The 12,998-nt window shown below is 62.0% G+C and carries 11 protein-coding genes and 1 pseudogene; 4 read left to right on the forward strand and 8 right to left on the reverse strand.

The window, feature by feature from the left end; all coding sequences use genetic code 11:
- Nucleotides 1–65: 65 nt before the first annotated feature.
- From BMZ46_RS00465 to BMZ46_RS00490, 6 genes are all read right to left on the reverse strand, one after another.
- On the reverse strand, nt 66–1,382 hold the full coding sequence (locus BMZ46_RS00465; RefSeq protein ID WP_074691004.1) for an OprD family porin: 1,317 nt from the start codon (nt 1,380–1,382) through the stop codon (nt 66–68).
- Nucleotides 1,383–1,578: 196 nt separating this feature from the next.
- The gene (locus BMZ46_RS00470) at nt 1,579–1,800 is read right to left on the reverse strand and encodes a hypothetical protein (RefSeq protein WP_039766234.1); all 222 of its coding nucleotides are present in this window, start codon (nt 1,798–1,800) and stop codon (nt 1,579–1,581) included.
- A 243-nt stretch (nt 1,801–2,043) separates the two neighbouring features.
- Nucleotides 2,044–3,408: a heavy metal sensor histidine kinase gene (locus BMZ46_RS00475; protein ID WP_074691005.1), complete on the reverse strand. Its 1,365-nt coding sequence runs from the start codon at nt 3,406–3,408 to the stop codon at nt 2,044–2,046.
- The gene (locus tag BMZ46_RS00480) at nt 3,398–4,075 is read right to left on the reverse strand and encodes a heavy metal response regulator transcription factor (RefSeq protein ID WP_011335857.1); all 678 of its coding nucleotides are present in this window, start codon (nt 4,073–4,075) and stop codon (nt 3,398–3,400) included. Before BMZ46_RS00480 ends, BMZ46_RS00475 begins: the two co-directional genes overlap by 11 nt.
- A gap of 8 nt (nt 4,076–4,083) precedes the next feature.
- Nucleotides 4,084–7,185, reverse strand: coding sequence for a multidrug efflux RND transporter permease subunit (locus BMZ46_RS00485; protein WP_074691006.1), 3,102 nt, complete (start codon nt 7,183–7,185; stop codon nt 4,084–4,086).
- Complete coding sequence (locus BMZ46_RS00490; protein ID WP_074691007.1) at nt 7,182–8,342, reverse strand: efflux RND transporter periplasmic adaptor subunit; 1,161 nt, start codon at nt 8,340–8,342, stop codon at nt 7,182–7,184. Before BMZ46_RS00490 ends, BMZ46_RS00485 begins: the two co-directional genes overlap by 4 nt.
- A gap of 995 nt (nt 8,343–9,337) precedes the next feature.
- Between BMZ46_RS00490 and BMZ46_RS00500 the strand changes: the two genes are divergently transcribed.
- The 4 genes and pseudogenes from BMZ46_RS00500 to BMZ46_RS00510 all read left to right on the forward strand — a co-directional run bounded on the left by BMZ46_RS00500 (nt 9,338) and on the right by BMZ46_RS00510 (nt 11,824).
- Nucleotides 9,338–9,697, forward strand: coding sequence for a DUF6124 family protein (locus tag BMZ46_RS00500; protein ID WP_074691009.1), 360 nt, complete (start codon nt 9,338–9,340; stop codon nt 9,695–9,697).
- Nucleotides 9,698–9,832: 135 nt separating this feature from the next.
- On the forward strand, nt 9,833–10,060 hold the full coding sequence (locus BMZ46_RS00505; protein WP_039765632.1) for a hypothetical protein: 228 nt from the start codon (nt 9,833–9,835) through the stop codon (nt 10,058–10,060).
- 147 nt (nt 10,061–10,207) lie between these two features.
- Nucleotides 10,208–10,489 (forward strand): annotated as a pseudogene (locus BMZ46_RS29695) (PAS domain-containing protein); the annotation flags it as partial.
- A gap of 207 nt (nt 10,490–10,696) precedes the next feature.
- Entirely contained in the window at nt 10,697–11,824 is a 1,128-nt protein-coding gene (locus BMZ46_RS00510) for a methyl-accepting chemotaxis protein (RefSeq protein ID WP_371855243.1), read from the forward strand.
- Here BMZ46_RS00510 and BMZ46_RS00515 read toward each other — a convergent pair.
- Together BMZ46_RS00515 and BMZ46_RS00520 are read right to left on the reverse strand one after the other, a co-directional pair.
- Nucleotides 11,794–12,543 (reverse strand): YkgJ family cysteine cluster protein, encoded by a 750-nt coding sequence (locus BMZ46_RS00515; protein ID WP_074691011.1) that lies wholly within the window; start codon nt 12,541–12,543, stop codon nt 11,794–11,796. The two genes, BMZ46_RS00510 and BMZ46_RS00515, sit on opposite strands and share 31 nt — an antisense overlap.
- Nucleotides 12,544–12,630: 87 nt before the next feature.
- The gene (locus tag BMZ46_RS00520) at nt 12,631–12,948 is read right to left on the reverse strand and encodes a hypothetical protein (protein ID WP_007956738.1); all 318 of its coding nucleotides are present in this window, start codon (nt 12,946–12,948) and stop codon (nt 12,631–12,633) included.
- Nucleotides 12,949–12,998: the final 50 nt, after the last annotated feature.

Genomic DNA, 12,998 nt, shown 5'->3' on the forward strand with positions numbered 1-12,998 from the left:
CGCTCGCTGCCACAGGCAAGAAAAAGGCCAGCGCATCAGGCTGGCCTTTTATCGTGGTGCCGATCTTAGAAGACGTTGATCGGGTAGTCGATGATCACACGGTATTCATCGGTGTCCGTATCGATTGCGCCGTAACCGTTGCCGCCGCGGTTGGTCGCCCATTGCAGGCATACCGCCAGGTCTTTGGCCTGGCCGCTCTGCACCACGTATTTGAGGTCGATGTCGCGCTCCCAGTGTTTGGCGTTGCGGCCTTCGGCGCTGTACCACGAGGCGTAACCCTTGCTGTCCGGATCGGCCTTGGTCAGGTCCAGCGTACCGCGTGAGTAGGACAGCGACGAGGTCAGCCCCGGCAGGCCGACGCCGGCGAAGTCGTAGGCGTACTTGAGTTTCCACGAGCGCTCGTTCGGGCCGTTGAAGTCCGAGTACTGCTGCGAGTTGTCGAGGTAGACGCTGTCGCCCTGGCTGATGTAATCGAACGGCGTGTTGCCGTTGACCCGCTGATACGCGGCGGTAACGCTGTGGCTGCCGATGCCCACGGTGAAATGCAGGCTGTAGGTGTTGTTGTCGATGTTGCCCAGCAGCGCGTCGCCGGTGTCCTGGGTGTGATAGAAGTGCAGGCCCGGGTTGAGGGTCACCCGATCATTCAGCGCCCAGGTGTAGTCGAGGTCGTAGTAGTACTGGTTCCAGATGTCCTTCAGCTCGGAAGCGTACAGGCTGCTGGTCAGGCCTTCGACGCCGCTCCAAGCCACGCCGGCCCAGTTCAGGTGCTGGCTCTTGTCGTCGTCGGCGAGGGTGCCGTAAGAAGTGCCGATGCGTTTGTGACCGCTCTGGTTGTAGGGCTTGGTGAAGCTGGCCTGGCCGCCTTCGATCATCCAGCCGTCGAAGCTGTGGTTGGTCAGGCTGATGCCGCGAAAGGTCTGCGGCAGCATGCGCGTCTCGCCACCGGCGATCACCGGGTTGGCGAGGAACAGATCGCCGGCTTTCAGCTCGGTATCGAACGCGCGCATCTTCAGGGTGCCACCCGCCGTGGAGAACGAACCCGGCGCTTTGCCGCTGCCGTCACTGACCGGCAGGATGCTGGAGTTGTCCGTACCACCACCGCCGTCGAGTTTCAGGCCGAGCATGGCGTGCGCATCGAGGCCGAAGCCGACCGTGCCTTCGGTGTAGCCCGACTCGAATTTGCCGAGAAACCCCTGGCCCCACTCGATGTTGTCGTCCGTCTGCTGCAGGCGGTTGCGGTTCATGTAGTAGTTGCGGGCATTGAGGTTCAGGCTCGAGCCTTCGACGAAACCTTGCTGCTCGGCTTCGGCAGCATGGGCGGCGGGGGCAATCGTTGCGGCAATTGCAATGAACAGCGGGGTGAAGCGAACTGGGTAACGCACGTGCGGTAAAGCTCCTTGGGTCAACTGACACTTCAATGTCATGAGGTGCGGGATGTTTCCAGTTGTCAAAGACGTACCAGACAGCTTTCAGACCACAACGAAAAAAGGCCGCTGAAAATCAGCGGCCTGCAAGGACGACGGTTGAACGGGAAGAGCCAAACAACCGCGTCGAGGGAAACGTTGCGCAGTGCGCGACTCAGCTGTCTTTCTCGGAGGCTTGAGCCTGAGAATTTAAGGCCTGCGGGGCTTGCGTAGCGTCCTGAGCCTTGGCCATCACTTCTGCCTGATGCTGTTCGAATGCGTGAGCGCGAGCGGCGTTTTGCGCTACAAACGTCTGGGATTCTTCAGCCATCGCCATCGGCGACAGGATCAATGAGGACAAAACGAAAGCGCTGGCAATACCCATACTGTTGGACATCTTGAAAACCTTCTTGCTTGGCAAGTGCTGTTTGGTGCGGGCAAAGATAAGGTTGCCGGGCGTTGTGAAACAGCGTGATTTTCATAAATGACTGTTACAGCGGAAGCAAAGATCAACGGGTGATCATTCCAGGACTCGGCTTGGGAACACCTTGATGGAAGCTCTGTGTTCGGCTTTGGAGTGGAACGCGGAGCGTCCCGGGCTGCATTCCCACGCGGAGCGTGGGAACGATCGGGAGAGGGGTCAGACGGGGAGGTGGATTCCGAAGGTGTTCATCCCGCGATCACTGCGCACAAACACATCGCCGCCGTGCATTAACGCGATCGCCTTGACGATCGCCAGCCCCAACCCGTGATTGTTGCCACTGTTGCTGCGCGACGCATCGACCCGGTAGAAGCGCTCGAACAAGCGCGGTAAATGCTCGCTGGCAATCGGCGAACCGGGGTTGGCTACGCCGATGCTGACCTTATGTTCCTCGACCGCGATCTGCACCTCGATCACTTGTCCCGGCGCGGTGTGTTGCACTGCGTTGCTCAGTAGATTGATCAGGGCTCGGCGCAAGTGGGCGATCTCGATCTGCACCTGGGCATCGCCGCTGACGTGGACCTGGACCTGCGCATCCTCAAGGATGAAATCGAGGTATTCGAGGGTGGTCGCCACTTCATCGGCCAACGAAGTCGACGTCAGTTTGGTGGCCTTGCTGCCCTGATCGGCGCTGGCCAGGAACAGCATGTCGTTGATGATCGAGCGCAGGCGCTCCAGCTCTTCGAGGTTGGATTGCAGCACTTCGAAATAATGCTCGGCGGAGCGCCCGCGAGTCAGGGCGACCTGGGTCTGGCCGATCAGGTTGGTCAGCGGCGAGCGCAGTTCATGGGCGACGTCGGCGTTGAAGGATTCGAGCCGCGAATAGGCTTGCTCAACCCGCTCCAGCGTCGAGTTGAACGAGTCGACGAACTGCTCCAGTTCCGGCGGCAACGGCGACAGTCGCAGACGCCCGGCCCGCAACGGCGGTGCCAGCCGCTGGGCTTCGTGGGACAGTTTGATCAGCGGTTTGAGGCCGATTCGCGCCACCCAGTAACCCAACGCCGAGGCCAGCAGCACGCCGATCACCGCCAGACTCACCAGCGCGATCAGCAACTGATGCTGGGTCTGGTGAAAGGTCTCGGTGTCGATGCCGATCATGAAGCGCAGCGGGGGGCGTTGATCCTTGGCCGGCAGTTCGGTGAGCAGCACTTTCAGCGGATAGGGATGGTCGGGCAGTTGCAGATCGCGCATGCCCAGCGGGCCTTGGGCAAACGCGCGGATCAAGGCATTCGGCTCGCCAAACTCGTAGCCCGGATTGCCGCTGACCACCCAGAAACGGATGCGCTTGTCCTCTTCGCCGAGCAGCTTGAGCTTGGCGTTGATCTTCACCCAATGCTCGGGGGTGCCATAGCGGTTGAGCGCCGATTCCAGAACGCTGTAACGCGCATCGAGCTCCGCTTCCGGCAGCAGGCCCAGGCCTTTGTCCACTTGTTGATACAGCGCGCCGCCGATCAACAGAAACACCAGCAGCGCCACCAGCGTGAACATCCCGCTCAGGCGCAGGGCGATAGAGTTACTGGACACCACGGCTCTCCAGCACATAACCCATGCCCCGGATGGTGTGCAGCAGTTTCTCGTCGAACGGCCCGTCGAGCTTGGCGCGCAGGCGCTTGATCGCGACTTCGACCACGTTGGCGTCGCTGTCGAAATTAATGTCCCAGACCATTTCCGCAATCGCGGTTTTCGAGAGGATTTCACCCTGACGCCGGGCCAGCACGCTGAGCAGTGAAAACTCTTTCGCGGTCAGGTCCAGCCGAGTGCCGGCGCGGGTGGCCTTGCGGCTGATCAGATCGATCCACAGGTCGGCGATGCTCACCTGTACCGGTTCGTGGCCGCCGCTGCGGCGGGTCAGCGCTTGCAGGCGCGCCACCAGTTCGAGGAAGGAAAACGGTTTGCCGAGGTAATCGTCGGCGCCGTCGCGCAGGCCTCGGATCCGGTCTTCGACCCGCTCGCGGGCGGTGAGCATGATCACCGGCGTCTGCTTGCGCGCACGTAGCGCGCGCAATACGCCAAAGCCATCGAGGCCCGGCAGCATCACGTCGAGGACGATCACCGCGTAGTCGCTTTCCAGCGCCAGGTGCAGGCCCTCGACGCCGTCGCGGGCCCGATCCACGGTGTAACCCTGTTCCGTCAGGCCGCGGTGCAGGTAGTCCGCGGTTTTTTCTTCGTCTTCGATAATCAGAACGCGCATGACCCGCCTCAGTCTGTCGTTGCCAGCGCCGCGACGGGCGCAGGTTTGGGCTTGTGGAACAGCCGCTCGAGCCACAAGTATATGACCGGCGTGGTGAACAGCGTCAGCATCTGGCTGACCAGCAGGCCGCCCACCACAGCGATTCCCAGTGGCTGGCGCAGTTCGGCACCGGTGCCGTAACCGAGCATCAGCGGCAGGGCGCCAAGCAGCGCGGCGAGGGTGGTCATGATGATCGGCCGGAACCGCGTGATACACGCTTCGAAAATCGCATCCTGCGGCGATAGCCCGCGATGGCGCTGTGCTTCCAGGGCGAAGTCGATCATCAGGATGCCGTTTTTCTTGACGATACCGATCAGCAACACCAGCCCGATCAGCGCCATGATCGAAAAGTCCTGGCCGCAGATCCACAGCATGATCACCGCACCCAACCCCGCCGCCGGCAAGGTCGAGATGATCGTCAGCGGATGGACGAAGCTCTCGTAGAGCACGCCAAGGATGATGTACACCGCCACCAGCGCCGCGAGAATCAGCCACGGCTGACTTTTCAGCGAACTCTGGAACGCCTGGGCCGCACCCTGGAAGTTGCCGCTGATCGCGGTCGGCATGCCGATCTCGGCCTTGGCCTGATTCAGCAGAATCACCGCGTCGCCCAATGCCACGCCGGGCGCCAGGTTGAAGGACAGGTTGGCGGCCGGGAACATGCCGTCGTGGGCAATCGACAGTGGGCCGATGGTCGGCGCGTCGAACCGGGCCAGCGCCGACAGTGGCACCATTTCCCCGCTCAGCGGCGAGCGCAGGTAGAAATAGTTGAGGCTTTCGGCCTTGCCGCGCTGTTTGGTGTCCAGCTCCAGAATTACGTTGTACTGGTTGACCTGGGTCTGGAACTCGTTGATCTGCCGCTGGCCGAAGGCGTCGTACAGCGCCTCGTCTACATCACTCGCGGTCAGGCCGAAACGCGCGGCGGCGCTGCGGTCGATGCTGATATGGGTGATGCTGCCGCCCAGTTGCAGGTCGTTGGAGATGTCACGGAACGCCGGAATGCTGCGCAGTTTTTCGGTGAGTTTCTGGGTCCAGGTCGCGAGGGTCGGCCCGTCGTTGCTCTTGAGCACGTATTGGTACTGCGCACGGCTCGGGCCGGAGCTGAGGTTGATGTCCTGGCCGGCGCGCAGGTAAAGCACGATGCCTGGGACTTTCATCAGTTGCGGACGGATGCGGTCGATGAACTGGCTGGCCGAAACATCGCGGTCACCGCGTTTTTTCAGGGCGATCCAGAAGCGACCGTTGGCGATGGTCTGGTTGCTGCCGGACACACCGACCGAATGGGAAAACGCCTGCACGGCCGGGTCGGCGGCGACGATTTCGGCCATTGCCAGGTGTTTTTTCACCATGTCGCTGTAGGAAATATCGGCGGCGCCTTCGGTGGTGCCGAGGACGAAACCGGTGTCCTGCACCGGGAAGAAACCCTTGGGGATAAACACGTAGCCGCCAATCGCCAGCGCGACGGAAATGCCGAACACGCCGATCATCAATTTCTGGTGAGCGAGGGCGCGGCGCAGGCCTTTTTCGTACCAGCTGAGCAGGCGTTCGCTGAAGCCCGGTTTGTCATGGGCGTGATGCACCGGTTTGCGCATGAACAGCGCCGCCAGCGTCGGCGCCAACGTCAACGACACCACCACGGAAATCATGATGGTCGAGGTGGCCGTCAGGGCGAATTCCTTGAACAGCCGCCCGACCACGCCGCCCATGAACAGCAACGGAATGAACGCCGCCACCAGCGAGAAACTGATCGACACCACGGTGAAACCGATCTCGCCGGCGCCCTTGATCGCGGCGTCGCGCATGCTGTCGCCGGCCTCGAGGTGACGGTGAATGTTTTCCACCACCACGATGGCATCGTCGACCACGAAGCCCACGGCCACCACGATGGCCACGAGGGTCAGGTTGTTCAGGCTGAAACCGAGCAAATACATCAAGGCGAAACTGGCGGTCAGCGACACGCCGAGCACCGCCGAGACAATCATCGTCGCCGACAACTGGCGCAGGAACAGCGCCATGACCGCCACCACCAGCAGGATCGCGATCAGCAGGGTGATTTCCACTTCATGCAGCGAGGCGCGGATGGTCTGGGTGCGGTCGATCAGGGTTTTGACCTGCACCGAGGCCGGCAGCATGGCTTCGAGGCCGGGCAGGGCGGCCTGAATCCGGTCTACGGTTTCGACGATGTTGGCGCCGGGCTGGCGGGAGATCACCAGGTTCACGCCCGGCCGATCACCGGCCCAGGCCTGCACGTAGGCATCTTCCGAACCGTTGACGACTTTCGCGACATCCTTGAGGTGAACCGGGGCGCCGTCCTTGTAGGAAACGATGAGCTGGCTGTATTCCTCGGGGTGGAACAACTGGTCGTTGGTCGACAACGTGGAAATGCTCGATTCGCCGTACAGCGCGCCCTTGGCGAGGTTGAGGCTGGTCTGCTGGATCGCCACACGAATGTCGGCGAGGGTCAGGCCGATGGCCGCCAGTTTGTCGGCCGAGGCCTGCACGCGGATTGCCGGACGTTGCTGACCGGTGATGTTGATCTGGCCTACACCGTCGATCTGACTGATCTGACGCGCAAGGAGGGTTTCCACCAGGTCGCTGAGTTCAGTGCCGGGCATTTGCGTGGAGCTGACGCTGAGGATCAGCACCGGGCTGTCGGCCGGGTTGACCTTCTTCCAGGTCGGCAGGGTCGGCATGTCTTTCGGCAGTTTGCCCGCGGCGGTGTTGATCGCGGCCTGCACTTCCTGGGCGGCGGTGTCGATGCTCTTGTCGAGGGTGAATTGCAGGGTCAGCAACGTGGAGCCCAGCGCACTGCTGGAGGTCATCTGGGTCATGCCGGGGATGGCGCTGAATTGCACCTCCAGCGGCGTGGCCACGGATGAAGCCATGGTGTCGGGGCTGGCGCCGGGCAGTTGGGCGGAGACCTGGATCGTCGGAAATTCCGCTTCCGGCAGTGGGGCAATCGGCAGGCGCGGGAAGGCAATCACCCCGACCAGCACCAGCGCGATGGTCAGCAGAATCGTCGCCACCGGGTGATCGATGCACCAGGTCGAAACGCCTTTGTGCTGCTTCATGGCTTGGGCTCCGCTTGCACCACCTGCGGCGGTTCGCTCATGACCTGCACGGTCGAACCGGGCTTGAGCCGCGACTGGCCATCACTGACCAATACGTCGCCGGGCTTCACGCCTTTGATGATGTCCTGGCCGCTGCCCTGGTAAACCATTTGCACCTGCACCGCTTCAACCTTGTCGCCGTTGACCCTGTACACGAAGTGTTGATCGAGGCCGCGTTGTACGACGGTGGGCGGAACCACCAGCGCATCTTTATCCAGCGCTGTCTGAATCTTTACCGTCACCAGCAGGCCCGGCCAGAGTTTCTGGTTGGGGTTGTCGAACTCGGCCTTGGCGCGGATGGTGCCGGTGTTGGCGTTGATCTGATTGTCGATCAGGGTCAGGTGACCTTCGCCGAGCAGATTGCCGGTTTCGCCATCGGTGTCGGCGCCGATGTAGGCCTTGACCAGTGCGCGCTGCGGGTCGCTGATCAGGCCTTGCAGGGTTGGCAGCATTTGCTGGGGCAGGGAAAACTCGACGGCGATCGGGTCGATCTGGGTCACGGTGAACAGACCCTGGGTGTCGGTCATGCGCAGGAAGTTGCCTTCGTCGACCGTACGAATGCCAACGCGGCCGGTGACCGGGGAGCGAATCTGGGTGTAGGAAAGTTGTACCTGTGCCGCGTCAATCGAAGCCTGATTGCCCTGGGCGGTGGCCTTGAGCTGGTTGACCAGTGCCTGTTGCTGGTCGTAGGTCTGCTTCGATACACCGTCGTCGACGCTGAGCAGTTTGTAGCGCTTGAGGTTGACCAGCGCCACTTGCAGTTGTGCCTGGCTTTCGCCCAGTTGTGCGCGGGCCTGGTCGAGGCTGGCGCGGATCGAGCGGTCGTCGATGGTGGCGAGCAGGTCGCCCTGTTTCACCAGTTGCCCCTCTTTGACCAGGAGCTTGGTGAGGATGCCGTCGATCTGTGGGCGCACTACGACGCTGTGCAGTGAGAGGACCGAGCCGATGCCGCTGGTGTAGCGGGGGACGTCTTTTTCGCTGACGGCGACGACTCTGACCGGGATGGCGGTGGGGGCTGCCAGTTTGGCCGGGGCGGGTTTGTATGCGTACCACAGACCTGCGGCTGCGAGGGCGATCAACAGGGTGGCGAGCAGGGCCTTTTTCTTCTGGATTTGCATGCTTGTGGGGCGCCAGGGGGACGGGGTTTGGGCAGGTTTTGTCTTTATAAACTTGTTTGGGGGTCAGGAGGGTGACGGCTGGCTGACGGCGCTGTCAGTTTCGGCTTTTGACTTGGCGGCCTTTGGGCCGGCCAGGCTTTGGATGTTCTTTGTGAATATCCGTTTCTTCGGGTGCTGCGGCTGGCGGTTCCGCCCTTACGGCGGGTCACTTTGGCAAACGCCGGAATGCCGGCCCAGCCCAAAGTAACCAAAGGGCTTGGCCCCTGCGTTCGGCGCCTCGCTGTGGCTCGGCGTTCCTTCGTTACGGGATTCATCCGGGGGCATCGCCTACGGTTTGCTTCGCTGCACCTCCTCTCGATGCATGCGGCTTCGCCGCACGGTCGCTGCGCTCCCACCCCCGGATAAATCCCTCCACTCAGCCTGCCGATGGGGCCGGCAGGTCAAGAGCGGTACTCGAGCTAACGCTCATTGTGTTGAGTGGTGGGAAGCGAGAAGCAAATGCGGACTGCTTTTGCTTTGATCGTTCCCACGCTCCGCGTGGGAATGCCGCTCGGGACGCTCCGCGTTCCATTTTCGGATGTTTGGAAACGTGTCGGGTGTACCGATTGTTTTGATCGTTCCCACGCTCCGCGTGGGAATGCCGCCCGGGACGCTCCGCGTTCCATTTTCGAATGTTTAAAAGTTGTGTCTGTTTCGGCGATCCTTCCCACAACGTTTTCAGGTTGTCCGTCGGAAGTGCGCTCTCTAGTCTCTGGCTGTCGCTGCCAATCCAGCGAACAGGCGTGGAAACCTGATTTCAAGTAGTTGCAAAGCATCTCCCCGTAATCGTTGCCGATGTCTTCTTTCGTCTGCAAACTGCGTCGCGGCGGCTGTGCGCAGGCAGACTTCGGTCTGGCCGGTTGCCTACTTATCGGTTTTCCACCCTGCGTACAGCTGCCACCTCTTGTCGTGTGGAAACGACAAGGGATGGCTCCATAGCCAAGTAGGAGTTTTTCATGGACAAACTGATACCCGACCCACCCCTCGAATCACCCACCCCACTCGAAGAGGCCATGCGCGCCGAAGACCTCGCCCGTAACCGCGAAGCCATCAAACGCGCCCTCGACTACTACCTCTGCCCCAACCCCACCAAACCGCGCCCGAGCACGATGTATATGGTCACTCCCAACGTCGACACCGAAAGCCTGCTGGCCAATGCCTGCGAGTCCCTGGCGTCGGCCAGTACCATCGCCAGCAATTTCGCCAATGAGCTTTCGGGCCCGCAGCGCAGTACGGCACTGGGAATCCAGCAGATCGTCATGCTGGCCGAGCTGGCGGTGAACCGGGCGCTGGATCGGGTTGATCCGCAAACGTGATCCGCTAGTCGAAGAGTCCCGAAAAGGAACCGGTCGTACCCTTTTTGGGGCTCTTTAAAGTCCGCTCACGCAGGTATACTGCGCGCTTTCGCGGCTCGTCCACCGGGCCGGACTTTTTTGCTTCGCGGAGCTTTCATGACTTCCCCAATCGACAACGCTGTGAGCGATGTCCCGGCAGAGCTGGCCGAGGCCGGCGAATCCAAGCCAACCATTCCTGCGTTCAAGTTTCCGTTCAAGCCAGGTGAGCTGGCGGCGGCTAAAGCGGCCAAGCAGCCGCAATTCAAGGGCAAGGACGGTGATCGTCACGCCAAGATTCCGGGTGTGGCGCCTTCGGGTACTCGCCGTTCGATGGGCAAGCGCTGATTCATTCCCGCCTCGGCCATCACTGTGATTTTCGGTCACAGTGATGGCTAATTGCTCAGTTCCTGAGCCAGATCAACGTTTAACCAGTGAGTGCGCTTAGAGTCAGCAGCCCTGCCGACTCTTTCCAATAAAACGAGCGCGCTTTCCATGAAGATCAATCTCCCGGTGACCGGGCGCAATGTCGATGTTGCGCCGGATGCGAACATTCTCTCGACCACCGATCTGACCAGCGCGATCACCTACGCCAACGACGACTTCATCAGGATCAGCGGTTACAGCCGCGACGAGCTGCTGGGTGCGCCGCACAATTTGCTGCGTCATCCGGGCATGCCGGCGCAGGCGTTTGCCCATATGTGGCAGACGCTCAAGGGTGGGCGGTCGTGGATGGGGCTGGTGAAGAATCGTTGCAAGAACGGTGATCATTACTGGGTCAGTGCCTATGTCACGCCGGTCACGCAGAACGGTGCGGCGGTGGAGTATCAGTCGGTGCGCACGCGGCCGGATGCGCGGCAGATTGCGGCGGCGGAGCGGGCGTATGCGCAGTTGCGCGAGGGGCGGATGGCGCGGTGGCAGTGGCTGCCGAGCCTGAGTTTGCGGGCGAAGATCATGGCGTTGACCAGTTCGGTGCTGGCGCTGGTGCTGGGGATTGAAGCCTGGCTGCGGCCGGAGTCTCTGGGCATCGAAGCCGCTGCGCTGGTAGCCGGCAGTGGTGCGTGTGCGCTGGGCGTGGGTTGGTTATTGCGGCCGCTGGAGCGTCTGACCGAGCGTGCGCGGTTGATTGCCGACAACCCCTTGAGCCAGGGCATTTATACCGGGCGGCGGGATCAGTTCGGGCAGATCGAGTTTGCCTTGCAGATGCTTGAAGCGCAGGTCGGCGCGGTGGTGGGGCGGATCGGCGATGCGTCGCAGCGGCTGGCCGGGCATGCGGCGCAATTGGTGGATCATCTGCACAGCAGTCACACCAGCACCTTGGCGCAGCAGGCGGAAACCGATCAGGTGGCGGCGGCGATTCATCAGATGGCGGCCAGTGTGGCCGAGGTGGCCAGCCATGCGCAGCAGGCGTCGGTGGCGGCGGATATGGCGGGGACGGAAACCCGTGAGGGTCATCTGCTGGTGGGCGAGAGTCGCAGTGCGGTGTTGCGGCTGGCCGAGGAGTTGGGGCGGGCGACCGAGGTGATTCATCAGCTCGAAGGCCACAGCAGCGAGATTTCCGGGGTGCTGGAGGTGATTCGCAGCATCGCCGAGCAGACCAATCTGCTGGCGCTCAACGCCGCAATCGAAGCGGCGCGGGCCGGGGATGCCGGGCGTGGGTTTGCGGTGGTCGCTGATGAGGTGCGTGGCCTGGCCCAGCGCACTCAGCAGTCGACCAATGAGATTCAAAGGATGATCAGCACCCTGCAAAACGGCGCGCGGGATGCGGTGCTGGTGATGCAGCAGAGCAGCGAGCATGTGGATAACAGCGTCGAACAGGCGCAGCGTGCGGCCCGGGCCCTGGACGGGATCAGCGGGCGGGTCGAGCAGATTACCGAGATGAGTCTGCAGATTGCGGCAGCGGTTGAAGAACAGAGTGCGGTGAGTGAGGACATTAACCGCAACATCGTCAGTATTCGCACGGCGTGTGAGTTGACGGTGGATGAGGGGCGCCAGAGCCAGCTCAACTCACAGGATGTGGCGGGGCTGGCGGGGGATTTGCGTTCGCTGGCGCGGGAATTCTGGGGGCGGCGGCAGGGCGCTCAGGCTGCTCGCAACGAGATGAACGCGTAGGTCTGCGGCGGTTCGGACACCACTTGTGCCCCGGCCGCCCGTACTTGCCCGGCGATGTCGTCGCCGGAGACATGGAACAGCCATTCACTGGAAACTTCGCTCAATGGCTGCGCCGTGACCTGATCGATCACCGAGGCAAACGCGCCCATGTCCGGCAGATACGCGGTAAACCCGTCGCCCTTGAGCGCGGTGGTGCGGATGCCGAGCAGGCCGCAGATCACGTCCTTGGTCTGGATGTCATCCCGATCGGCCTGACGGGAGCGCTGGATCAGCGTCACCAGTTCCTGATCCACCAGTTCGCCGCCGACGATCAACTGCGGCCCTTGCTCCCACGATTCTGGCGGGCAGTCCTTGGCGGCAGGGTTCAGCGGGATGTGCGGATTGATTTCGGCGGGATAAATGCGGCACACCAGCGGTCGGCGCTCGTAGATGCGGCACAGCTTGTCTTCGTCAAGATTCCGGCAGGGACCGACGTTGTAGGCGGCGAAAGTGATCGCCACATGGGCGTCGGACATTCCGCTGCGTACTACCGCCGAACGCCGCTGAGCGTGTTCACGCTGCTGTTCCGGCAGGCCCAGGCCGTTGGCAAGAAACGCCTCCACCAGCACGATCACCTGACCGCCGTCAGCCGCCCACATGCGGGCTTCGGCCAGGGTCAGGGGCACATGATGATCGGTGCAGCATTTGCCGCAACCTACGCAGGAAAAGGTCGTATTCATTGAGCGGGCAATCTTCAATCAGGGTATGAATCGGCGACATAAAGCCGCCGTACAGGCCCGGAGTGAAGCAAGTTGTGCGCCATTCGCTCAGGGTTTGGCGGTGGGGCGGATCGAGTCCCATTCGGTGACGAACGCGGTTTTGGACTTTTTGTTGTACAGGCACAGCTCGGTGCCTTGCTGGCCCTTCATGTGTTTTTGCGGGTACTGGCCTTGCAGCAACAGCGCCGTGTAGCCGACACGGTCATCGAATTGCGCGGCGTTGCCGACCGGTTTGGCGTTTTTCAGGCCGCTGGCCTTGGTGCAGCTGGCGAGCACGGTTTTGTCGTAGGCCGCCCAGGCGTCGGGGCTGGAGGCGTGGGCCAACGGGGCGATGAGGCAAAGTACGGAGAGGGCGAGGCGTTTCATGGTTCGGGCATCCTTGGAAGTTGATCGCCAAGGTTGGAGTATGCCGCAGG

The organism is Pseudomonas sp. NFIX49 (assembly GCF_900115915.1).
Classification (GTDB): Bacteria; Pseudomonadota; Gammaproteobacteria; order Pseudomonadales; family Pseudomonadaceae; genus Aquipseudomonas; species Aquipseudomonas pharyngis.